Origin of the sequence: Barrientosiimonas endolithica, from assembly GCF_030296655.1 — a bacterium.
In the GTDB taxonomy this organism is placed as follows: domain Bacteria; phylum Actinomycetota; class Actinomycetes; order Actinomycetales; family Dermatophilaceae; genus Barrientosiimonas; species Barrientosiimonas humi.
On record NZ_AP027735.1, the window covers coordinates 2,925,082 to 2,946,428 of the forward strand.

Here is a 21,347-nt window from a genome sequence, read left to right on the forward strand (position 1 = left end):
CGTCACAGCGCCGCGGCCAGCTCGGTCGCCTGCTTGATCGCGCGCTTCGCGTCGAGCTCGGCGGCCACGTCGGCGCCACCGATCACGGCCCTCCCGTCGGCCACCAGGTCGCGCACCGACTCCTGCCCGGCGCAGACCACGATCGTGTCGACCTCGAGCAGCCGCGGCTGCGGCTCACCGTCGCCTGCGCGCACCGTCAGGTGCAGCCCGGCGTCGTCGATGCGCTCGTAGGTCACGCCCCCGATCAGCTCGACGCGCGCGTCCTTGAGCGTCTGGCGGTGCACCCAGCCGGTGGTGCGGCCGAGGTCCTTGCCGAGCCGGGAGGTCTTGCGCTGCAGCAGGAAGACCTCGCGGCGCAGCTCCTCGGTGACCTTGTCGGTGAGCCCGCCGGGCACGTCGACGGCGTCGGTGACGCCCCAGCGCGCCTGCCAGTGCTCGAGCTTCTCGTGCGGGTCGTGCAGCAGGAACTCCGAGACGTCGAAGCCGATGCCGCCGGCGCCGATCACCGCGACGCGCCGCCCGGCCTCGACCTCGCCGCGCAGCAGCGCGTCGTAGGTGACGACGCTCGGGTGGTCGATGCCGGGGATCTGCGGGACGCGCGGCTGCACGCCCGTGGCCACGACCACCTCGTCGTACGCCGTCAGCGCCTCTGCCTCGGCACGCTCGCCCAGGCGCACGTCGACCCCGAGCACCTCCAGCCGCCGGGTGTAGTAGCGCAGCGTCTCGGCGAACTCCTCCTTGCCGGGGATCGCCATGGCGAGCCGGAACTGGCCGCCGATGTCGCGCCGCGCCTCGAACAGGGTGACCGCGTGCCCGCGCTCGGCGAGCGACACCGCCGCCGCGAGCCCGGCCGGCCCGGCACCGACGACCGCGACCTGCTTGCGCCGCGCGGTCGGCACCGGCAGCAGCACCAGCGAGGTCTCGCGGCCGGCCCGCGGGTTGACCAGGCAGGTGGCGCGCTTGTTCGCGAACGTGTGGTCCAGGCACGCCTGGTTGCAGGCGATGCAGGTGTTGATCTCGTCGGTGCGGCCGGTCGCGACCTTGGCGCCGAAGTCGGGGTCGGCGAGCAGCGGCCGCGCCATCGAGACCAGGTCGGCCGTGCCGTCGGCGATCAGCCCCTCGGCGACCTCGGGGGTGTTGATCCGGTTGGACGCCATGACGGGCACGCCGACGCTCTCGCGCAGCCGCCGGGTCCAGTCGGCGAACGCCGCGCGCGGCACGGAGGTGACGATCGTCGGCACCCGCGCCTCGTGCCAGCCGATGCCGGTGTTGAACATCGAGGCCCCGACCTGCTCGAGCCGCTGCGCGAGCTCGACGACCTCCTCCCACGTCTGCCCGTGCTCGACGAGGTCGACCAGGGAGATGCGGTAGTCGATGACGAAGTCGCCGCCGACCGCCTCGCGCACCCGGCGCACGATCTCCACCGGGAAGCGCATCCGCTTCTCGGCGGTGCCCCCCAGGCGTCGGTGCGGTCGTTGGTGCGCGCGGCGAGGAACTGGTTGATGAGGTAGCCCTCGGACCCCATGATCTCGACCCCGTCGTACCCCGCGCGCTGCGCGAGCCGGGCCGTGCGGACGTACGCCTCCACCGTGCGATCGACCCCGCGGGCCGACATCGCGCGCGGCCGGAACGGCGTGATCGGCGACTTGCGACCGCTCGCCGAGCGGATCATCGGGTGGTAGCCGTAACGCCCGGAATGCAGGATCTGCAACAGGATTCGGCTGTCGTGCTCGTGCACGGCGTCGGTGACCAGACGGTGCTTGTCGGCCGCGCGGGCGGTGCGCAGCATCGACCCGGCCGGCAGCAGCCACCCCTCGACGTTGGGGGCATAGCCGCCGGTGATCAGCATCCCGGTGCCGCCCCGCGCGCGCTCGGCGAAGTAGGCCGCGAGCTCGGGCAGGTGCTTGCTGCGGTCCTCGAGGCCGGTGTGCATCGAGCCCATCACCAGGCGGTTGCGCAGCGTCACCCCGCCGATCGTGATGGGGGACAGCAGGTGGTCGTACGTCATCGGTCGCCTTCCGGGTCGAGCGCGGCGAGCATCTCGTCGCACCAGTCGATGAGCGCCTGCTCGGCGCGGATCCCGCCGCGCAGGACGAGGTAGACCGGGAGCTCCTCGTCGGACAGGCGCTGCGGGTCGGGGTAGTTCTTGGCGGCGTTGCGCTCGTAGTAGGCCAGCTGGGTGACGTGCTGGTCGCGCTGTCGCCGGATGTCGGCGAGCACCGCCGCGGCGTCGCCGTGGGCCATGCCGCGCACCTTCACGGCGAAGGCGCTGCGCGGCCGCTCCGGCGGCGACGGCTCGCGGGTCCAGGCGGTGAGCTCGGCGCGCCCGGCGGCCGTGAGCCCGTAGACCTTGCGGTCGGGCGCTCCCTCCCCGGCTCGACCGTGGCCGACACCAGCTCGAGCTCCTCCATGCGCGCGAGCGTGCGATAGATCTGCTGGTGGCTGGCCGACCAGAAGAACCCCAGCGACCGGTCGAACCGCCGGGTCAGCTCGTAGCCCGACGCCGACTGCTCGGCGAGGGACACACAGATCGCGTGCTGCAACGACACGCCCGTCAGTCTCTATGCACCTTGTTGCATAGTCAACCGCGCGGCGAGTCCGCGTCGCGCGCGCGGCCCGGCGAGGGCGTACCGACCGGGCGGCAGCCGCATTTCGTTCACCGGTGCACGAAATCCCGGAGGCCCCCGGAGATTCCAGGGGTGCCCCACCTCAGATCGTTCACCGGTGCACGAAATGCCAGAAGGCAACGGGCGCCGCCGGCAGCGCCGTCGCCAAGGCGGTGCAGGCGATGAACGCGGCGATCATGACCGCCGTCATCATTCCCGTCGTCGTCAGCGGCTCGAGCTGACCCGGCCCAGGACGTACGACAGCGGCCCCTCCTGAGATCGGGAGGGGCCGCTGCTTCGTGCGGGTGGCGCTATGCGCTGATCAGAAGCCCATACCGCCCATGTCGCCCATGCCCGCGTCGGCACCGCCGCCGGCCGGAGCCTTCTCCGGCTTGTCGGCGATGACGGCCTCGGTGGTGAGGAACAGCGCGGCGATCGACGCGGCGTTCTGCAGCGCCGAACGGGTCACCTTGGTCGGGTCCGGGATGCCCATCTTGAGCATGTCGCCGTACTCGCCCGTGGCCGCGTTGAGGCCCTCGCCGACCGGCAGGTCCTTGACCTTGGCGGCGACGACGCCCGGCTCGAGGCCGGCGTTCTGCGCGATCTGCTTCAGCGGAGCCTCGGTCGCGAGCACCACCAGGTTGGCACCGGTGGCCTCGTCGCCCTCGAGCTTGACCTTGCCCGAGGCGTCCTTGCCGGCCTGCAGCAGGGCGACGCCGCCACCGGCGACGACACCCTCCTCGACCGACGCCTTGGCGGCGCGGACGGCGTCCTCGATGCGGTGCTTGCGCTCCTTGAGCTCGACCTCGGTGGCCGCGCCGACCTTGATGACCGCAACACCGCCGGCCAGCTTGGCCAGGCGCTCCTGCAGCTTCTCGCGGTCGTAGTCGGAGTCGCTGTTCTCGATCTCGGCGCGGATCTGGTTGACGCGACCGGCGATCTGGTCGGCGTCGCCCGAACCCTCGACGATGGTGGTCTCGTCCTTGGTGACGACGACCTTGCGGGCCTTGCCGAGCATGTCGAGCTCGGCGGTCTCCAGCTTGAGGCCGACCTCCTCGGAGATGACCTGGCCACCGGTGAGGATCGAGATGTCGCCCAGCATCGCCTTGCGACGGTCACCGAAGCCGGGGGCCTTGACGGCGACCGACTTGAAGGTACCGCGGATCTTGTTGACGACCAGGGTCGACAGGGCCTCGCCCTCGACGTCCTCGGCGATGATCACCAGCGGCTTGCCCGACTGCATGACCTTCTCCAGCAGCGGCAGCAGGTCCTTGATCGAGGAGATCTTGGAGTTGACGACCAGGATGTAGGGGTCGTCGAGGACGGCCTCCATGCTCTCGGTGTCGGTGACGAAGTAGCCGGAGATGTAGCCCTTGTCGAAGCGCATGCCCTCGGTGAGCTCGAGCTCGAGCCCGAAGGTGTTGCTCTCCTCGACGGTGATGACACCTTCCTTGCCGACCTTGTCCATCGACTCGGCGATGATGTCGCCGACGTTCTCGTCGCCACCGGCCGAGATCGCCGCGACGGCAGCGATCTGGTCCTTGGTGTCGACCTCCTTGGACGCCGACTTCAGCTCGTCGGAGACGGCCACGACGGCCTTCTCGATGCCGCGCTTGATCGCCATCGGGTTGGCGCCGGCCGCGACGTTGCGCAGACCCTCGCGCACCATCGCCTGGGCCAGCACGGTCGCGGTGGTGGTGCCGTCACCCGCGACGTCGTCGGTCTTCTTCGCGACCTCCTTGACCAGCTCGGCGCCGATCTTCTCGTACGGCTCGTCGAGCTCGATGTCCTTGGCGATGCTCACACCATCGTTGGTGATGGTGGGGGCGCCCCACTTCTTCTCGAGCACGACGTTGCGGCCCTTGGGGCCCAGCGTCACCTTCACGGCGTCGGCGAGGGTGTTCATACCCTTCTCGAGACCGCGGCGCGCCTCCTCGTCGAAGGCAATGGTCTTGGCCATTTGCGGTGGTTCCTCCCACACGTCAGCGAATCGGCCGCAGGTCGCCCGCGACGGACGAGGCCGGTCTCCGGGCTCACGTCGCCCGTCGCTCGACCCCTCGACACCACGGCCAGGTCTGTCACTCTCACCAGGAGAGTGCTAAAGCCATGATTAGCACTCGGAGGGGCCGAGTGCAAATGGAGGGCGGCGGACGCACGGCCCGGAACGCGCCGGGCGGCAGCCCCTACGGCAGCAGCGAGCGCAGCGCCTCGATCTGGGCGATCCGGCCGGAGGCGTCGCCCGCGAGGGGGTGCACCGCGAGCGTGGTCACGCCCGCGTCGGCGTACGCCTTGACCCGGCCGCGCACGAAGTCCTCGGTCCCGATGAGCGAGGTCTGGCGTACGAGCTCGTCGGGCACGGCCTTGGCGGCCTCGTCCTTGCGCCCGGCCAGGTAGTGCTCCTGGATGCGGGCGGCGTCGTCGGCGAAGCCGTAGCGCTCGGCGAGGGAGTAGTAGAAGTTCTTGCCGCGGGCGCCCATGCCGCCGATGTAGAGCGCGAGCTGCAGGCGCGGCAGCTCGAGCAGCTCGTCGGTGTCGTCGCCGATCGCGAGCGGCGGCCCGACGCACACGTCGAGGTCGCCGAGCGCGGGGTCGCGCTTGGCGCGGCCCTTGGCCAGCGGCCCGCCCCAGACCGACTCGGCCTTCTCGGGGTAGAAGAAGATCGGCTGCCAGCCCTCGGCGATCTCGGCGGTCATCTCGACGTTCTTCGGGCCGAGCGCGGCGATGAGGATCGGGATGCGGTCGCGCACCGGGTGGTTGATGAGCTTCAGCGGCTTGCCGAGGCCGGTGCCCTCCTCGGCCGGCAGCGGGATGCGGTAGTGGCGCCCGTCGTGCTCGACCTTCTCGCGCCGCCACACCTGGTGGCAGATGTCGACGATCTCGCGGGTGCGGCCGAGCGGCGCGTCGTAGGGGACGCCGTGGAAACCCTCGATGACCTGCGGCCCCGAGGCGCCGATGCCGAGCACGAACCGGCCGCCGGAGACGTAGTCGAGACCCGCCGCGGTCATCGCGGTGAGGGTGGGCGTGCGGGTGAAGATCTGCAGGATGCCCGAGGCGAGCTGGATGCGCTCGGTGCGCGCGGCGAGGAAGCCGAGCTGGCTCACCGCGTCGAAGCTGTACGCCTCGGGCACGAAGACGATGTCGACGCCGACCCGCTCGAGCTCCCCGACCTCGTCGGCGACCTCGGAGAAGCCACCTGCATATCCCAACGGCATTCCGATGCGCATGGGCTCACCCTGGCAGACCGGCGTGCGGCGGTGGCCGGCTCGGTCGGGCCGTTCCGGATCGTGGAGCGGCTCAGGTGTCGAAGCCGAGGCGGCGCGCCGAGCGCTGCTTCATGCGCGAGGCGCGCAGTCGGCGCAGCCGCTTGACCAGCATCGGGTCGTGCTCGAGCGCGGCCGGGGTGTCGATCAGGGCGTTGAGCACCTGGTAGTAGCGGGTGGAGCCCATGTCGAACCGCTCGCGGATCATCTGCTCCTTGGAGCCGGGGAACTTCCACCACTGCCGCTCGAAGGCGAGGATGTCGCGGTCGCGGTCGCTCAGGGAGCCGGTCTGCGGCTGCTGCTGGGACTGCTCGGCGGCGCTCATCGGTGGGGATCTCCAAGCGTGCGGTCGGGACTGCTTGGCCCCGATCGTACGGCGGAACTACAGCGCTGTCATTCCCACCACGACCAGCCGGTACGCCTGTGGCGGCTGTGACGAGTGAGTCGCCGAGAGCAGCGCCCGGGGGCCGCGCGCTCAGGCCATCGAGTCCAGCAGCACCCGGATGTCGTCCTCGGTCGTCTTGGGGTTGACGATCGCGAACCGCGCGAGCGTCTCCCCTCGTGCGAGGTCGGCACCACGAAGCCGACCTGGTCGGCGAGCAGCTTGTCGGACCAGGCGTAGTAGTCCTCGGTGCTCCAGCCCAGCCGGCGGAACACCAGGACGGTGAGGTCGGCGTCGCGCACGACCTCGACGTACGGCCGGCGCTCGACCTCGCGCTGGGCGAACCGCGCGACGGACAGGGTGTGCTCGATCGCGGCGGTGTAGGCGTCGGTGCCGTTGGCGACGAGGGAGAACCAGAACGGCAGGCCGCGGGCGCGCCGCGTGAGGCCGACGGAGTAGTCGGTCGGGTTCCACTCGGGGGCGTCGTTGAGCACGTCGAGGTACGTGGCGTGCTGGGTGTGCGCGACCCGCGCGAGCGCCGGCTCGCGATAGATCAGCGCGCAGCAGTCGAACGGCGCGAACAGCCACTTGTGCGGGTCGACGATGAAGCTGTCGGCGCGCTCGATCCCGGCGTACTTCGCCCGGATCGACGGTGCGGCCAGGCCGGCACCGCCGTACGCGCCGTCGACGTGGAACCAGATCCCGAACTCCGCGCAGACCTCGGCGACCGACGCCAGGTCGTCGACGATGCCGAAGTTGGTGCTGCCGGCGGTCGCGACGACCGCGAAGAACGTCTCGGGCCCGTGCTCGAGCAGGACCTCGCGCAGCCCCTCGCCGGTGAGCTGCATGCGGTCGTTGACCGGCACCTGCACCTGCTCGGCGTCCATCACGCGGCAGGCGGTGGCGATCGAGGAGTGCGAGCCGACGGTGGCCGCGATGCGATACGGCCGTACGCCCTCGGCGGCCTGCTCCCGCGCGGTCGCGCGGGCGGTCACGAGCGCGGAGAGGTTGCCGATCGTGCCGCCCTGCACGAACGAGCCGCCCGCCTGCTCGGGGAAGCCGGCGAGGTCGGCGATCCAGCGCAGCGCCTGGTTCTCGGCGTAGACGGCGCCGGCGCCCTCGAGCCAGGAACCGGCGTAGATCGAGGACGCGCCGACGACCAGGTCGAACATCGCGGCCTCGCGCGTGGGCGCGCACGGGATGAACGACAGGTATCGCGGGTGGTCGATCGACAGGCACGCGGGCGCGAGCTTCTCGGCGAACAGGTCCAGGGCCTGCACCCCGCCACGGCCCTGCGGCGTGATCGCTCCCCCGGCGATCTCGTCGAGCTGGTCCTTGGTGAGCGGCGCGTCGAGCGGCACCGGATCCATCCGCAGCCGCTCCTCGGCGTAACGCAGGATGTCGGCGGCCAGCGCCCGGGTCTGGTCGGTGTACTCGTGCACGGATGTCGAGTCTAGGGGCGAGCGGCCGCTCGTTAGATTGGCCGCCATGGTCGCTCGCCCGCTCGAGGAACTCGTCCACGAAAGCTGGGTGCCCGCGCTGTCGCCGGCGCGCGAGCACCTCACGGAGGCAGGCGAGTTCCTGCGGGCCGAGCTGCAGGAGGGCCGCGGCTACCTCCCGGCCGCCGAGAACGTCCTGCGCGCCTTCCAGCGCCCGTTCGAGGAGGTGCGGGTGCTCATCGTCGGGCAGGACCCCTACCCGACCCCGGGGCACGCGGTCGGGCTGTGCTTCTCGGTGGCCCCGGACGTACGCCCGGTGCCGCGCAGCCTGCAGAACATCTACACCGAGCTGGAGAGCGACCTCGGCCTTCCCCGTCCCGCCAACGGTGACCTCACGCCGTGGACCGAGCACGGCGTGCTGCTGCTCAACCGGGTGCTGACCGTGCGCCCAGGCACCCCCGGCAGCCACCGCGGCCGGGGCTGGGAGCACGTCACCGCGGCGGCGATCAACGCGCTCGTCGCCCGCGACGAGCCGCTCGTCGCGATCCTGTGGGGCCGCGACGCGCGCAACCTGGCCCCGCACCTGGGCTCGGTCCCCTACGTCGAGAGCGCCCACCCCTCGCCGCTCTCCGCGCGGTCCGGCTTCTTCGGGTCGCGTCCGTTCAGCCGCGCGAACGCCCTGCTCGAGCAGCAGGGCGCCGCCCCGATCGATTGGCAGCTGGCATGAACCCCACCGCCTCGCCCACCGGACGCCGGTGGGAGCGATACGTCGCCATCGGCGACTCCTTCACCGAGGGCATGAGCGACCGGTCACCCGACGACCCGGAGGTGTACGTCGGTTGGGCCGACCGCCTCGCGGCATACCTCGGTGCGCGAAACGCCAGCGAGGACAAGCCTTTCGGCTATGCGAACCTCGCGATCCGCGGTCGCCTCGTCGGTGACGTCACCGGCCCGCAGACCGACGCCGCGCTGGAGCTGTCGCCCGACCTGGTGAGCGTCGTCGGCGGCGCGAACGACGCCCTGCGGCCCAAGGTCGACCTCGACGCGGTCGCCGCGCGGCTCGAGGGTGCCGTCCAGCGGCTGCGGGCGTCCGGCGCCGACGTGCTGCTCGCCACGACGGCCGACCCGGGCTGGGCGCCGGTGCTCAAGCACGTGCGTCCGCGGCTGGCGGTGCACAGCGCCAACGTCTGGGGCATCGCGCAGCGCAACGGCTGCTCCGTGCTCGACGTGTGGTCGATGCGCGTGCTGCGCCACCCCGACATGTGGTCCGAGGACCGCATCCACCTGTCGACCGTCGGGCACGAGCGGGTCGCCGCGCAGGCCGCCTGGACGCTCGGTCTGGAGCCGGGGCTGGACTGGACCTCGCCGCTGAGTCCCGCTGAGCCGCTTGGTCGCTGGGCCACCGCGCAGAGCCACGCGGCGTGGGTGCGCACGCACCTGTCGCCGTGGGTGCAGCGTCGGGTGCAGGGCCGCAGCTCCGGCGACACCGTGCAGCCCAAGCGACCCACCGTCGCCCCGCTCGACCCCGCCCTCGAGGAGACGTCATGACCCACCCCACGCCCGCGCGCCCGGAGCAGGTCTTCACCTACGGCGCGCCGCAGCTGAAGTTCGGCCCGGGGTCCAGCGACGAGATCGGTTACGACCTCAGCACGACCGGCGCCACGCGCGCGCTGGTCGTCACGGATTCGGGCATCGCGGCGTCCGGCGGGCCGCGCAAGGTCGCCGACCAGATGTCCGAGTTCGGTGTGGACTCAGTGATTTTCGACGGCAGCCACGTCGAGCCGACCGACCGGAGCATGGCCGAGGCCGTGGCGTTCGCCCGCGAGAACGGGCCGTTCGACGCGATCGTCGCGGTGGGCGGCGGCTCCAGCATCGACACCGCCAAGGCGGTCAACCTGATGCTCACCAACGACGGCGACCTGCTCGACTACGTCAACGCCCCGGTCGGCGGCGGGAAGGCCCCGACGTCGCCGCTGCTGCCGCTCATCGCCGTGCCGACCACGACCGGCACCGGCGCCGAGAGCACCACGGTGTGCGTGCTCGACGTGCTCGACCAGCACGTCAAGAGCGGCATCAGCCACGCCCGGCTGCGCCCGATGATGGCGGTGATCGACCCCGAGCTCACCGTGTCGCAGCCGCCGATGGTGACCGCCAGCGCGGGCATGGACATCCTGTGCCACGCGCTGGAGAGCTACACGGCCCGGCCCTACACGACGTACGAGCACAAGGCGCCCGAGCAGCGCGTGCCGTACTGCGGGTCCAACCCGATCGCCGACATGTGGTGCGAGAAGGCGCTGGACCTGATGTCGGGCAGCTTCCGCACCGCCGTCGCCGACGGCGCGAACACCGAAGCGCGGGGCGCCATGGCGATGGCGGCGACGTTCGCCGGGATGGGCTTCGGCAACGCCGGCGTGCATCTCCCCCACGCCAACGCCTACCCGATCGCGGGTCAGGTCAAGGGTTTTCGCCCGGACGACTACCCCGGCGACGAGGCGATGGTGCCGCACGGCATGGCGGTCGCCCTCACCGCGCCGGCCGCGTTCCGCTTCACGTTCGACGCGGCGCCCGAGCGGCACCTGGCCGCGGCCCGGCGCCTGGCCCCGGACGCCACCCACGCCGACGACCGCGAGCTGCTCCCCTCGGTGCTGGTCGCGCTCTATCAGGACATCGGGATCCCGAACGGCCTTGCCGCCGTAGGTTTCTCCGAGTCCGACCTCGACGCGCTGGTCGAGGGGACGATGAAGCAGCAGCGCCTGCTGACCACGGCTCCCCGCCCGGTCGAGGCCGCCGACGCCCGCGAGGTGCTGGCCCAGGCGATGCGCCTCTGGTGAGCACGCCGGTCGAGTAGTCGCGCGAGGGACGAGCGCGGCGTATCGAGACCCCCACGCGCGCATCTGGACAGGAAGAACGCGCGCCACCGCCCGAGATCCTGCGGAATCACGCAAGGGCTGCCGCGTTCGTCCCGTCCATCTGCACGGCTCAGGCCTTGGCGCCGAGCAGCGAGGCGGCGGTCGTCACGTCGGTCACGAGCACGTTGACCCACCCGCCGCGGACCGCCGCGAGGATCGCGTCCAGCTTGCGGGGCCCTCCGGCCACGCCCACCCGGCGTGGGATCGCGCGGTAGGACTCGACGGGGATGCCCAGCACCCGCTCGTCGAGGTCGCCGCTGACGAGCTGGCCGTCGCCGTCGAAGAAGCGCAGGCAGACGTCGCCCACGGCCCCGTGCTCGCGCAGGATCGCCATGTCCTTCTCCGGCGCCGTGTTGCCCGAGTCCTTGAGCAGCGGGCTGGGCTGCAGGCTCCCGATGCCCACGAGGGCCACGGTGAGGTCGCCCCACAGCGACACGACGCCGTGCAGGTAGGAGTCCGACAGCAGCTCGTCGCGCAGGGCTCGGCTGGCGACCACCCCGGGGGCCGCGACGACGTACGCCTCCGCACCGGTGAGCGAGGCCAGCCGCTCGGTGAGCCGGTTGGCCGAGACCTGCACCTGCGGCTGGCCGATGCCGCCGAGCAGCTGCACCACCAGGTCGGCCCCGACGCCCGCCCCGGGGCTCATCGAGTCGACGACCGCGAGCAGCGAGGACGACCACGACGACAGCCCGACCCGGTCGCCCTTGCGCAGGGTGCGCTCCATCAGCAGCGCGCCGGCGCCGCCCAGCGCCTGCAGCAGCTCGGGTCCGTCCTCGGCCGGCGCGTCGACGACCACCGCGTCGAGCAGCCCGAACCGGTCGACCAGCGCGACCTCGAGGTCGGTCTGCGCCCCGGGAGGAGGCATCACGACGGTGCGCACGATCCCGACCTGCACCGCCTCGCGCAGCAGCCGCGAGACCCGCGACTGCGACAGGCCGAGGCGGTCGGCGATCTCGGGCTGCCGGATGCCCTGCTCGTGGTAGAGCCGCGCGACCTTGCTCATGAGAGCGAGGCGGTCGGGCGCGGGGACCCCTGTCCTGGCTGCGACGTCACCCGCGTCACGATAGGCGCACTGCTCACCAGCAGCAGAAACCTCCGTCGACGAGCAGGTCGACGCCGGTGCAGAACGACGCGGCCGGAGACGCGAGGAACACCACCGGTCCGGCGATCTCGCGCGGCTCCGCCATCCGGCCCATCGGTGTCTGGTCCTCGAACTCGCGCACCTGGTCGGCCACCTCGGCGCGGGTGTTCATCGGCGTCGCGGTGTAGCCCGGGCTCACAGCGTTGACCCGCACCCCGCGCCCGGCCCACTCCACGGCGAGCGACTTCGTCAGGTGCGTGACCGCGGCCTTGGAGGCGTTGTAGTGCACCTGCTCCAGGCCCCGGTTGGCGATCACCCCGGACATGGAGGAGATGTTGACGATCGCCCCCTCGCCCGCCTCGAGCATCACGCGCCCCTCGGCCCGGCAGCTGCGGAACAGGCCGGTGGCGTTGACGTCGAAGACCCGCGCCCAGTCCTCGTCGGCGAGGTCTGCCGCGGGTGCTGCGTGGGCGATACCGGCGCTGTTCACCGCGATGTCGAGGCGGCCCCAGTCGCGTACGACGCGCTCGACGGCCTCGTCGATCTCGCCGGGGACCGTCACGTCGGCCGTGAGCGGCAGCGACCGCGCCCCGGCAGTGCGCACCGCCGCCGCGACCGAGGCGAGGCCGTCGGTGGAGCGGTCGACCAGGGCGACGCCGGCCCCCATCCGGGCGAGCTCGACCGCGCACGCCTGACCGATGCCGCTCGCGGCTCCGGTCACCAGGGCGGTCTTGCCCTCAAGGTCGAAGATGCTCATCGAAACTCCTTGCTGCTGAACGGTTCTGGACTGATCAGGACGTCGTGGCGAGGCTCATGACGGACTCCGCGTCTGCGCGGTCGCGCTCCAGCACGCCACGCACCCGCCCGTCGGCCATCACCAGGACGCGGTGCGCGAGGCCGAGGACCTCCTCCAGGTCGGAGCTGACCACCACGACGGCGCTGCCCGCGGCCGCGAGGTCGGAGACGGTCTCGTAGATGCCGGCGCGCGCTCCCACGTCGATGCCGCGGGTGGGCTCATCCAGCATCACCACGCGGGGCTGACGCTCGAGCCACTTCGCGAGCACGACCTTCTGCTGGTTGCCGCCGGACAGGGCCGACACGAGCGCCTTCGCGCCGCCCTTGACCCCCGCCCGCTCGCTCATCTCCTGGGCGAGCCGCCCGGCCTTGCCGGGTGCGAGGTTGCCCGAGGGGGCCAGCTCCTTCAGGTTGGGCAGCAGCAGGTTGTCGGCCACGGTGAACGGCACGATGACGCCCTGCGACTTGCGGTCCTCCGGGACCAGCACCAAGCCGGCGCGGATCGCGTCGGCGGGCCCGGTGAGCCGGAGGGGAGCACCGTCGACCTCCACGGTCCCCTCGCTGAGCGGGTCGGCGCCGAAGATGCTGCGCACCAGCTCGGTGCGGCCGGCCCCGACGATGCCGGCGATGCCGAACACCTCGCCGGCGCGCACCTCGAAGCTGACGTCGGCGAACCGACCTTCGGCCGAGGTCAGGCCCTGCACCCGCAGCACGACCTCGTCGCGCGGCGGCAGCAGGTCGGGATAGAGCCGTTCGACCGAACGCCCCACCATCTCCTGCACGAGCACGTCGGGCGAGACCTGCGCGTCGTCGTGCTGGGCCACCTGCTGACCGTCGCGCAGGACGACGATGCGGTCGGCGATCTGCGCGATCTCGGCCATGCGGTGGGACACGTAGACGAAGCCCACCCCCTCGGCCTTGAGGTCGCGGATGCACTCGAACAACGCCTGCGTCTCGGCGTCGCCGAGCGCCGCGGTGGGCTCGTCGAGGATGACCAGCGAGGCGTCCTGGCTGAGCGCCTTGGCGATCTCGACCTGCTGCTGCGCGGCCGCGCTGAGCCGGCGCACGGGCGTGCCGAGCGACCCCTCGAACCCCAGCCGGGCCAGCTGCTCGCGCGCGACCCGCTCCATCTCCCGGTGATCCACCCGGCCGCCGCGGACCGGCCACCGGCCGACCATGACGTTCTCCGCGACCGACAGGTCGGGAGCAGCCGCAGCTCCTGGTGGATCATCGCGATCCCGTGCGCCATGGCCTCGTGCGGGTCGGCCGGGGCGTAGTCGGCACCGTCCCAGGTCATCGACCCGGACGTCGGCTCGTTGCTGCCCGCGATGATCGAGGCCAGCGTCGACTTCCCGGCGCCGTTCTCGCCCAGCAGGGCCACGACCTCTCCCGGCCGGACCTCGAAGTCCACGCCGTCGAGCGCGGTGGTGCCGGCGTACTCCTTGCGGATCTGCTTGACGCGCAAGCCTTCTCGAGGCGTCTGCGTGTTCACGGGTGCTCCTTGATGTAGGGCGCGACAGTGTCGCGCGTGGCGAGGAGACCGGGCTGCAGCTGCTCGGCCGGGAGCGTCTCCCCGGCGTCGAGCCGGAGGGCGGAGTCCACCGCGAGGCGGCCCATCTTCTGCGTCTGCTGGACGATCGTCGCCGCGAGCGTGCCATTCTGGACGGCCGTCAGGGCGGCCCGGTCGCCGTCGAACCCGACGACGAGGATGTCCTTGCGGCCGGCGGCGCGCACCGCCTGCGCGGCCCCGAGCGCGAGGGCGTCGGCCCGGCCGAAGAAGGCGTTGATGCGCGGGTTGGCCTGCAGCATGTCGGTGGCGAGCGTGAACCCCTCGTCCTGCGCCCACTGCTTCGACGCCTGGCTGGCCACCACGCGCACGCCGGGGTAGGGAGCGATCCCGCGCAGGAAGCCCGCGTTGCGGGCGATCTCGGGGTCGTCCCGATCTGTCCCTGCACCACGCCGATGTTGGCCTGGCCGCCCTTCTCCCGAGCCACCCAGCCGCCCAGGTCCTGGGCCGCCTTCTCGCTGTCGGTCGCGATGAAGGTGTCGCCCGGGGCGCCGTCGGGGTTGCGGTCGATCGTCACGACGGGGATGCCGGCCCGGCTGGCGTTGCGCACGGGCACGGTGGCTGCCGTCGCCCCCGCAGGGATGTAGATGATCGCGTCGACGTCGCGGGTGATCAGGTCCTGGATCTGGTTCACCTGGGTGTCGGGGTCGCCCTTGGCGTCGGCGATGACCAGGCGCACGCCGCGCCGGTCGGCTTCGCGCTGCACCGACTGGCGGATCTGGTTGAAGAAGTCGGCCTGCAGGTTGGCCACGGCCAGCCCGACGACCTTGCGGCCGTCCTCGTTGCCGGCCGCCGTCACGGCGCAGCCGCTCAGCGCACCGACCGCCACCAGGAGCGCGAGGAGCGCGCCCACTGCGCGGCCGAACCGGGTGCGGGCCCTCACGCGTCGGCCCTCCGCCGCAGCACGTCGGCACCCACCGCGACGGCGATGACCAGACCGATGACGACCTGCTGCACGAATGGCGAGACGCCGAGCAGGTTCAGGCCGTTGCGCAGGCAGCCGATGATCAGGACGCCGAAGATCGTGCCGCTGACCTTGCCGGTGCCGCCGGTGAGCGACGCGCCGCCGATGACCACGGCCGCGATGACGTCCAGCTCGTAGCCGTTGCCGGCCGAGGGCTGCGAGGAGTCCAGCCGCGAGGAGAGCACGATCGCTCCGACCGCCGCGAGCGCCCCGGCAAGGACGTAGACCCAGGTGGTCACCTTGCGAACGTTGATGCCGGCCAGCCGCGCGACCTCCTTGCCGCCGCCGACGGCGTAGACCTCGCGGCCTCCGGTGCGGTGGGACAGGAAGTAGGCGCCGGCGACGAACAGCAGCACGAGCAGCAGCGTGGTGACCGACAGGAAGCCGAGGTAGCGGCGAGAGGACAGGTCGTAGAACCACTCGGGGTAGCCGACGATCTGCTCACCGTTGGTCACCAGGTTGGCGAGGCCGCGCGCGATCGACATCATCGCGAGCGTCGCGATGAACGGTGGCAGCTTCATGCGCGTCACGCCGAGCCCGTTGAGCAGCCCGCACAGGGCGCCGACCCCGACGGCGACGAGCATCGCGAACGGCAGCGGCATCCCCATCTCGTGCGAGAGCCAGCCCATCACCATGCCGCTCAGCGCGAGCACCGCGCCCACGGACAGGTCGATGCCGCCGGTGATGATGACGTACGTCGCGCCCAGCGCGAGGATGCCCAGCACCGCCACCTGGTCGACGATGTTGATGAGGTTCCGACCGGTGAAGAAGTACGGCACCGTGAGGGACATGATCACGAACAGGGCGACGAAACCTGCTGCCGCGCCTCCGGATCCGGAGAGATAGCCGAGAAGTCGGTCGCGCGTCGGCGAGCCGGTCGGCGGGTCGCCCTGGGCGACTGGGGTGGCTGTCTGGGACATGGGGACTCCTTGACCGCTGAGCGTGCGCTCAGCTCATGAACATGCCGCCATCGACGTTGATGGCCTGGCCGGTGATGTACTGCCCGGCGTCGGACGCCAGGAAGAGCAGAAGGTTCGCGACGTCGGTTGCCGTGGCCGGTCGCTTGAGCGGGATGCCGTCGATCCACTCGGCGATGAGCTCGCCGGGCTGGTAGTCGCCGAGGAGAGCCCCCAGCGGCGGTCGTTGTACTCCCACATGGGGGTCTCGACGATCCCGGGACAGTAGGCGTTGACGCGGATCCCGTCCGGCGCCAGCTCCTTCGCCAGCGACTGCGTGAGGCCGATGACCCCGAACTTGCTGGCGGCGTACGCCGGGGTGAAGACGAAGCCCTGACGCCCCTGCCCGGACGAGGCGTTGAGCACGCACGGGTGGTCGCTGGCGCGCAGCAGGGGCAACGCCTGCTGCACGCCGATCAGCACGGCGGTCGTGTTGACGCGCAGCACCCGCTCGACGTCCTCGAGCCGGGTGTCCTCCAGCTTGTCGATGGTGATGATCCCGGCGTTGTTGACCAGGACGTCCAGCCCGCCGAAGCGCTGCTCGGCGACCTGCATGGCCGCGCCGACCTGCTCGGGGTCGGTGACGTCGGCCACCACTCCCGCGGCCGCGAAGCCGCGCCGCTGCAGCTCCTCGCCCGCCGACGTGACAGCCTCGTCGAGGTCGATCAGCACCACCTGCGCGCCGGCCTCGGCGAACGCGGTGGCGATGCCCAGGCCGATCCCGCGCCCGGCCCCGGTCACAGCGGCCACCCGGCCCTGCAGCGTGCCCGCGAACATCGGGTCGGCGACGGGCTGCGTGGTGTCGGTCATGAGTCGTTCTCCTGGTTCGGTCGGAAGCGTGAGCGGCGTACGGCGGCGTGCCAGCGGTCTCGCCGGTCACCTCCGGCTGCGCTCGGGTGGGGGTTGAACTCGGTGATCTGGCGCGGCATCTCGACGAGGTCGTCCTCGGTCCAGACGCCGGCCGAGAGGCCGGCGAGGTGGGCCGCCCCGAGGGCGGACAGCTCGGCCACCCCGGACCGGCGCACCCGGCGGCCGGCGAGGTCGGCCTGCAGCTGCATGAGCCAGGCGTTGCGGGTCGGCCCGCCGTCGGCATGGATGGCCGCGACGTCGGCGCCGCCGCGCTCGACCGCGTCGAGCACGTCGCCGACCTGCAGAGCCACCGACTCCGCGGCCGCGCGCGCGAGCACCGCTCGGTCCACGCCCTGGTCGAGGCCGCTGACCAGACCGACGGCCTCGGCGTCCCACCAGGGCGCGGCGAGCCCGGCGAACGCGGGCACCAGGTCGACGCCGTGGTCGGCCGGCGCGGTCTCGGCGAGCGCGAGCAGGTCTTCGGGCGTGGTGGCCAGCAGCCGGGCGAGCCACACCAGCGTGGCCCCGGTCGACAGGATGTTGCCCTCGACCGCGGCGACCGGCCGGCCGCCCCGCGCCCAGGCGATGGTGCGCACCAACCCCTCGGGGGCCGCGGCCCCGTCGGGCACGAGGCCGAGCACCGACGAGCCGGTGCCGTAGGTCACCTTCACCTCGCCGGGCGCCCGCACCCCGTGACCGAACATCGCCGCGTGCGAGTCACCGAGCACCGCGTCGACCCGGCAGCCGGCGAGCGGCCCCTCGGTGATCGCGCCCAGCGGGGCGTCGGAGTCGGCGACCTCGCCGAGCACCGCCCGCGGCACTCCGAAGATGTCGAGCAGCTCCTCGCTCCACTCCCCCGTGGTGACGTCGAGCAGCTGGGTGCGGCTGGCGCTCCCCGCCTCGTGCGTGCGGCCGCCGCACAGCGCCGAGACCAGGAACGCGTCGAGCGTGCCGGCCGCGACACCGTCGGCGGAGCCGTGCTCGTCGAGCAGCCAGCGCACCTTCAGGGCGGAGAACATCGGGTCGACCGGCATGCCGGACAGCTCCTGGACCCGCTGCCCCGCGGCGGTGCCGCGCAGTCGGGTGGCCGCGCCGGACGTACGTCGGTCCTGCCAGCCCAGCACCGGGGACAGCGGCTTGCGGGCGCTCGGGTCCCACAGCAGCGCGGACTCGCGCTGCACGCTCAGCCCGGTCGTGAGCACCCGCGAGCCGATCTCCTGCTGCACGATCTCGGCGGCGCGGTGGACGGAGGCGAGGATCTCGCTCGCGTCCTGCTCGACCTGCCCAGGCGCCGGGTGGGTCTGCCCCAGCGGCACCTGCGCGGTGGCGAGCACGGTGCCGTCCTCGGCCACCGCGACCGCCTTGGTCGAGCTGGTGCCCTGGTCGATCGCCAGGACGTACGGCTGGTCAGGCACCGCGGGACTCGTCCCGTGCCAGGTCGCGGGCCGCGCCCGCGATGCCCTCGACGGTCAGTCCGAAGAAGTCCAGCAGCCACTGGGTGCTGCCGGTCGGGGCGAACCCGTCGGTGCCGAGGATGCGCATGCGCGCCCGGGCCGGCTGCTGCGCGACGACGCTCGCCACCGCGGCGCCGAGCCCGCCGCTGACGTTGGCCTCCTCGGCGGTGACGATCGCACCGCAGTCGGCCGCGGCCAGCTGCACGGCCTCGCTGTCGAACGGCGAGAGCCACGCCGCGTTCAGCACCCGGGCCGAGATTCCTTCTGCCGCAAGCAGATCCGCGGCATCGACCGCGCGAGAGACCATGCTCCCGACGGCGATGATCGCCACGTCGTCGCCCTCGCGGAGCGTCTGGAACCGGCCGCGCTGCAGCGGCTCACCCACGCCCTCGGGGAGGTCAGGCACCTTGAACCGGCCGACCCGGACGTACGTCGGGCGCGGGTGCTCGACCAGCTCGCGAACGACCTGTCGGGTCTGCTCGCGGTCGGTCGGCACCACGATGTCGAGGCCGGGCAGCGGCCGCAGCCAGGAGAAGTCCTCGGGCGAGTGGTGGGTCGGGCCGAGCTCGCCGTACGCCAGCCCCGGGCTCATCCCGCACAGCACCACCGGGTGCGCGCTGTAGGCCACGTCGGCCTTGATCTGCTCCAGCGCCCGGCCGGTGAGGAACGGCGCGGCCGCGCACACGAACGGGACGAGGCCGCTGTTGGCGAGGCCGGCGCCGACACCCACCATGTTCTGCTCGGCGATGCCGACATTGATGAGGCGGTCGGGGAACTCGTCGCGGAACGCCACGAGGTTGCTGGAGCCGACGGAGTCGTTGCAGACCGCGACGACTCGCTCGTCGGCGCGGGCGAGCTCGATGAGCTGCTCCGCGAAGGCGGTCCGGTTGTCGTGGACGGCGGGTGCCGTGGTGGTGCTCATGCCAGCTCCTTGAGTGCTTGCTCGACCTGCTCGGGGGTCGGGACCTTGTGGTGCCACTCGACGCGGTCCTCCATGAACGACACGCCCTTGCCCTTGACGGTGTTGGCGACGACGGCCACCGGCTTTCCCTCGGTCGCCGGCTCGAACGCAGTGCGCAGGGCCTCGTAGTCGTGGCCGTCGATCTCGCGCACCTCCCACCCGAACGCGGCGAGCCGGTCCGGCAGCGGGTCGAGCCCGTTGGTCTCCTCGGTGCGCGCTCCCTGCTGGAGCCGGTTGCGGTCGACCACGAGGGTGAGGTTGGTGAGGCCGAACTGGGCGGCCGACATGATCGCCTCCCAGTTGCTGCCCTCCTGCAGCTCGCCGTCACCGCAGACGACGAAGACCCGCCGCTGCGAGTCCTGCAGGCGCCCGCCGAGGGCGGCGCCGACCGCGACGGGGAGGCCGTGGCCGAGCGGACCCGTGTTGGTCTCGACCCCGGGGACCTTGATCGCGTTGGGGTGCCCGTTGAGCGCGCTGCCCGGGGCCATGAAGGTCGACAGCTCGGCCGGGTCGAAGAAGCCGGTCTGGGCCAGCGTCGAGTAGAGCGCGGCCGCGCAGTGCCCCTTGCTGAGGACGAACCGGTCGCGGTCGCCCCAGCGCGGCTCCTCCGGGTCGATCCGCAGCACCTGGTCGAACAGCACGGTCAGGATGTCGGTGACGGACAGGTCGCCGCCGACGTGGCCCTGCCCCGCCGCGGCGATGGTCTCGATGATCGTGCGGCGCACCAGCCTGGCCTCGTCGGCCGCCACGGACGTACGGCCGGCGGCGTCGCTGCCGGCGTACTCCTCCCGGCGTGCGTGCCAGGCCCGGGCCCGCTCCGCATCTGCTTTCAGCATGTTTCCTCGTTTGCATATCTAGTCAGTGGTGCATGACTATTCGATAGTGACATGACGTGGATCACACGGTCAAGACGTTCGGGTGAAATCCCTTCGGGTGGGCACCGACGAAAGATCGCGCCCTCCCCTCGGGGAGAGCGCGATCTCGTGGTCGTGCAGCCGGGGCGCGGCGGAGCTAGCCGAGCTCCTCGCGCACCGCGGCGACGAAGGCGTCGACGTCAGCCTCGGTGGTGTCGAAGGCGCACATCCACCGCACCTCGCCGGTCACCTCGTCCCAGAAGTAGAACGGGAACCGCTGCATGAGCCGTCGGCTCACCTCGTGCGGCAGCACCGGGAAGACCGCGTTGGCCTGCACCGGGCGGGTGAGGGTGAGGCCCGGCAGGTCGCGCACGCCGTCGGCGAGGCGGGTCGCCATGGCGTTGGCGTGGGCGGCGTTGCGGATCGCGAGGTCGTCGGTGAGCAGCGCCTCGAGCTGCACCGAGACGAACCGCATCTTCGAGGCGAGCTGCATCGACTGCTTGCGCAGGAACTTCGTCCCGCGCACCGCGTCGGGGTTGAGCACGACCACGGCCTCCCCGACCATCGCCCCGCTCTTGGTGCCGCCCAGCGACAGGATGTCGACGCCGGTGTCGTGCACCATCTCCCGGAAGCCGACGCCGAGGTGCGCCGCGGCGTTGGCCAGCCGCGACCCGTCGACGTGCAGCACGAGCCCGTCGCGGTGCGCGCGGTCGGCCAGCGCCCGGATCTCCTCGACGGTGTAACAGGTGCCGAGCTCGGTCGACTGGGTGATCGAGACGACCTTGGCCTGGGCCGCGTGCTCGTCGTCGTGGCGGAGCACGACCGCGTCGATCTGGTCGGGGGTGAGCTTGCCGTCGGGGGTGTCGAGGGCGAGCAGCTTCAGCCCGCCCATCCGCTCGGGCGCCGCGCACTCGTCGACGTGGATGTGCGCCGTGCTGGTGCACACGACAGCCTCCCAGCGGTCGGTAACCGCTTGCAGCGCAACGACGTTCGCGCCCGTCCCGTTGAACACGGGGAACGTCTGCGCGCGCTCGCCGAAGTGCTCGCGGCAGCGCTCCTGCAGCCGCTCGGTGTAGACGTCGCCGCCGTACGCCACCTGGTGCCCCCGTTGGCCCGCACCAGGGCGGCCAGCACCTCGGGGTGGATCCCGGCATAGTTGTCGCTGGCGAATCCTCGGGCGGTGGGGTCGTGCAACGGGTTCAGGCTGTCGGTCACCGGACCATGCTCACAGACGTTCTCCTTCGGCTAGAACGCGGTTGTAGCGCTACGA

17 protein-coding genes and 5 pseudogenes are annotated in these 21,347 nt (G+C 72.0%); 3 read left to right on the plus strand and 19 right to left on the minus strand.

All coding sequences use genetic code 11. From position 1 onward, the window contains the following. Positions 1-2 precede the first annotated feature (2 nt). The 7 genes and pseudogenes from QUE40_RS14840 to QUE40_RS14870 form a co-directional block, all read right to left on the minus strand. Positions 3-2,008 (minus strand): annotated as a pseudogene (locus tag QUE40_RS14840) (NADPH-dependent 2,4-dienoyl-CoA reductase). Then, complete coding sequence (locus QUE40_RS14845; protein ID WP_289231435.1) at positions 2,005-2,244, minus strand: virulence activator alpha C-terminal domain-containing protein; 240 nt, start codon at positions 2,242-2,244, stop codon at positions 2,005-2,007. The pseudogene QUE40_RS14840 and the gene QUE40_RS14845 overlap by 4 nt, the downstream one beginning before the upstream one ends. A gap of 11 nt (positions 2,245-2,255) precedes the next feature. Next, positions 2,256-2,549, minus strand: coding sequence for a PadR family transcriptional regulator (locus tag QUE40_RS14850; RefSeq protein ID WP_289231436.1), 294 nt, complete (start codon positions 2,547-2,549; stop codon positions 2,256-2,258). A gap of 379 nt (positions 2,550-2,928) precedes the next feature. Next, a complete protein-coding gene (gene groL / locus QUE40_RS14855) occupies positions 2,929-4,566 on the minus strand; it encodes a chaperonin GroEL (protein WP_142006573.1) in 1,638 nt (545 codons plus the stop codon). Positions 4,567-4,789: 223 nt separating this feature from the next. Then, positions 4,790-5,830 (minus strand): LLM class F420-dependent oxidoreductase, encoded by a 1,041-nt coding sequence (locus tag QUE40_RS14860; RefSeq protein WP_289231437.1) that lies wholly within the window; start codon positions 5,828-5,830, stop codon positions 4,790-4,792. 70 nt (positions 5,831-5,900) lie between these two features. After that, positions 5,901-6,191, minus strand: coding sequence for a DUF3263 domain-containing protein (locus tag QUE40_RS14865; RefSeq protein WP_142006577.1), 291 nt, complete (start codon positions 6,189-6,191; stop codon positions 5,901-5,903). Positions 6,192-6,259: 68 nt separating this feature from the next. Further along, positions 6,260-7,690, minus strand: coding sequence for a pyridoxal phosphate-dependent decarboxylase family protein (locus QUE40_RS14870; protein ID WP_350226986.1), 1,431 nt, complete (start codon positions 7,688-7,690; stop codon positions 6,260-6,262). A 46-nt stretch (positions 7,691-7,736) separates the two neighbouring features. Here QUE40_RS14870 and QUE40_RS14875 point away from each other — a divergent pair, with 46 nt between their 5' ends. The 3 genes from QUE40_RS14875 to QUE40_RS14885 are packed head-to-tail and all read left to right on the plus strand — an operon-like array spanning position 7,737 to position 10,518. Further along, on the plus strand, positions 7,737-8,414 hold the full coding sequence (locus QUE40_RS14875; protein WP_142006581.1) for a uracil-DNA glycosylase: 678 nt from the start codon (positions 7,737-7,739) through the stop codon (positions 8,412-8,414). Then, positions 8,411-9,235: an SGNH/GDSL hydrolase family protein gene (locus QUE40_RS14880; RefSeq protein ID WP_289231438.1), complete on the plus strand. Its 825-nt coding sequence runs from the start codon at positions 8,411-8,413 to the stop codon at positions 9,233-9,235. The genes QUE40_RS14875 and QUE40_RS14880 overlap by 4 nt, the downstream gene beginning before the upstream one ends. After that, the gene (locus QUE40_RS14885) at positions 9,232-10,518 is read left to right on the plus strand and encodes a hydroxyacid-oxoacid transhydrogenase (protein ID WP_289231439.1); all 1,287 of its coding nucleotides are present in this window, start codon (positions 9,232-9,234) and stop codon (positions 10,516-10,518) included. The genes QUE40_RS14880 and QUE40_RS14885 overlap by 4 nt, the downstream gene beginning before the upstream one ends. A gap of 148 nt (positions 10,519-10,666) precedes the next feature. On the opposite strand, the gene QUE40_RS14890 is transcribed toward QUE40_RS14885, so the two are convergent. The 12 genes and pseudogenes from QUE40_RS14890 to QUE40_RS14940 all read right to left on the minus strand — a co-directional run bounded on the left by QUE40_RS14890 (position 10,667) and on the right by QUE40_RS14940 (position 21,292). Next, complete coding sequence (locus tag QUE40_RS14890) at positions 10,667-11,599, minus strand: sugar-binding transcriptional regulator (RefSeq protein WP_289231440.1); 933 nt, start codon at positions 11,597-11,599, stop codon at positions 10,667-10,669. 73 nt (positions 11,600-11,672) lie between these two features. Continuing rightward, positions 11,673-12,434 carry an SDR family oxidoreductase gene (locus QUE40_RS14895; protein ID WP_289231441.1) on the minus strand — a complete coding sequence of 254 codons (762 nt, stop codon included), beginning with the start codon at positions 12,432-12,434 and terminating at the stop codon, positions 11,673-11,675. Positions 12,435-12,468: 34 nt separating this feature from the next. Next, positions 12,469-13,353 carry an ATP-binding cassette domain-containing protein gene (locus QUE40_RS19420; protein WP_350227166.1) on the minus strand — a complete coding sequence of 295 codons (885 nt, stop codon included), beginning with the start codon at positions 13,351-13,353 and terminating at the stop codon, positions 12,469-12,471. A gap of 150 nt (positions 13,354-13,503) precedes the next feature. After that, positions 13,504-13,964: pseudogene (locus QUE40_RS19425) on the minus strand (ATP-binding cassette domain-containing protein); the annotation flags it as partial. Then, positions 13,961-14,953 (minus strand): annotated as a pseudogene (locus QUE40_RS19430) (substrate-binding domain-containing protein); the annotation flags it as partial. The pseudogenes QUE40_RS19425 and QUE40_RS19430, both read right to left, overlap by 4 nt. Then, a complete protein-coding gene (locus QUE40_RS14915) occupies positions 14,919-15,923 on the minus strand; it encodes an ABC transporter permease (protein ID WP_289231442.1) in 1,005 nt (334 codons plus the stop codon). The gene QUE40_RS14915 and the pseudogene QUE40_RS19430, both read right to left, overlap by 35 nt. A gap of 28 nt (positions 15,924-15,951) precedes the next feature. Then, positions 15,952-16,158, minus strand: a complete 207-nt coding sequence (locus QUE40_RS19435) for an SDR family oxidoreductase (RefSeq protein ID WP_350226988.1) — start codon at positions 16,156-16,158, stop codon at positions 15,952-15,954. Between the two features lie 50 nt (positions 16,159-16,208). After that, positions 16,209-16,769 (minus strand): annotated as a pseudogene (locus QUE40_RS14920) (SDR family NAD(P)-dependent oxidoreductase); the annotation flags it as partial. Next, complete coding sequence (locus QUE40_RS14925) at positions 16,766-18,223, minus strand: FGGY family carbohydrate kinase (protein WP_289231444.1); 1,458 nt, start codon at positions 18,221-18,223, stop codon at positions 16,766-16,768. The gene QUE40_RS14925 and the pseudogene QUE40_RS14920, both read right to left, overlap by 4 nt. After that, positions 18,216-19,184 (minus strand): transketolase family protein, encoded by a 969-nt coding sequence (locus QUE40_RS14930; RefSeq protein ID WP_289231445.1) that lies wholly within the window; start codon positions 19,182-19,184, stop codon positions 18,216-18,218. Before QUE40_RS14930 ends, QUE40_RS14925 begins: the two co-directional genes overlap by 8 nt. Then, on the minus strand, positions 19,181-20,059 hold the full coding sequence (locus tag QUE40_RS14935; RefSeq protein WP_289231446.1) for a transketolase: 879 nt from the start codon (positions 20,057-20,059) through the stop codon (positions 19,181-19,183). The genes QUE40_RS14930 and QUE40_RS14935 overlap by 4 nt, the downstream gene beginning before the upstream one ends. 175 nt (positions 20,060-20,234) lie before the next feature. Then, a pseudogene (locus QUE40_RS14940) lies at positions 20,235-21,292 on the minus strand (threonine aldolase family protein). Positions 21,293-21,347 lie beyond the last annotated feature (55 nt).

Excerpts from the sequence above, each read along its gene's own strand:
- QUE40_RS14845 (WP_289231435.1), bottom strand. The coding sequence starts at position 2,244 with ATGGCCCACGGCGACGCCGCGGCGGTGCTCGCCGACATCCGGCGACAG.
- groL (WP_142006573.1), bottom strand. The coding sequence starts at position 4,566 with ATGGCCAAGACCATTGCCTTCGACGAGGAGGCGCGCCGCGGTCTCGAG.
- QUE40_RS14860 (WP_289231437.1), bottom strand. The coding sequence starts at position 5,830 with ATGCGCATCGGAATGCCGTTGGGATATGCAGGTGGCTTCTCCGAGGTC.
- QUE40_RS14865 (WP_142006577.1), bottom strand. The coding sequence starts at position 6,191 with ATGAGCGCCGCCGAGCAGTCCCAGCAGCAGCCGCAGACCGGCTCCCTG.
- QUE40_RS14875 (WP_142006581.1), top strand. The coding sequence starts at position 7,737 with ATGGTCGCTCGCCCGCTCGAGGAACTCGTCCACGAAAGCTGGGTGCCC.
- QUE40_RS14880 (WP_289231438.1), top strand. The coding sequence starts at position 8,411 with ATGAACCCCACCGCCTCGCCCACCGGACGCCGGTGGGAGCGATACGTC.
- QUE40_RS14885 (WP_289231439.1), top strand. The coding sequence starts at position 9,232 with ATGACCCACCCCACGCCCGCGCGCCCGGAGCAGGTCTTCACCTACGGC.
- QUE40_RS14890 (WP_289231440.1), bottom strand. The coding sequence starts at position 11,599 with ATGAGCAAGGTCGCGCGGCTCTACCACGAGCAGGGCATCCGGCAGCCC.
- QUE40_RS14895 (WP_289231441.1), bottom strand. The coding sequence starts at position 12,434 with ATGAGCATCTTCGACCTTGAGGGCAAGACCGCCCTGGTGACCGGAGCC.
- QUE40_RS19420 (WP_350227166.1), bottom strand. The coding sequence starts at position 13,353 with ATGGCCGAGATCGCGCAGATCGCCGACCGCATCGTCGTCCTGCGCGAC.
- QUE40_RS14915 (WP_289231442.1), bottom strand. The coding sequence starts at position 15,923 with ATGTCCCAGACAGCCACCCCAGTCGCCCAGGGCGACCCGCCGACCGGC.
- QUE40_RS14930 (WP_289231445.1), bottom strand. The coding sequence starts at position 19,184 with ATGAGCACCACCACGGCACCCGCCGTCCACGACAACCGGACCGCCTTC.
- QUE40_RS14935 (WP_289231446.1), bottom strand. The coding sequence starts at position 20,059 with ATGCTGAAAGCAGATGCGGAGCGGGCCCGGGCCTGGCACGCACGCCGG.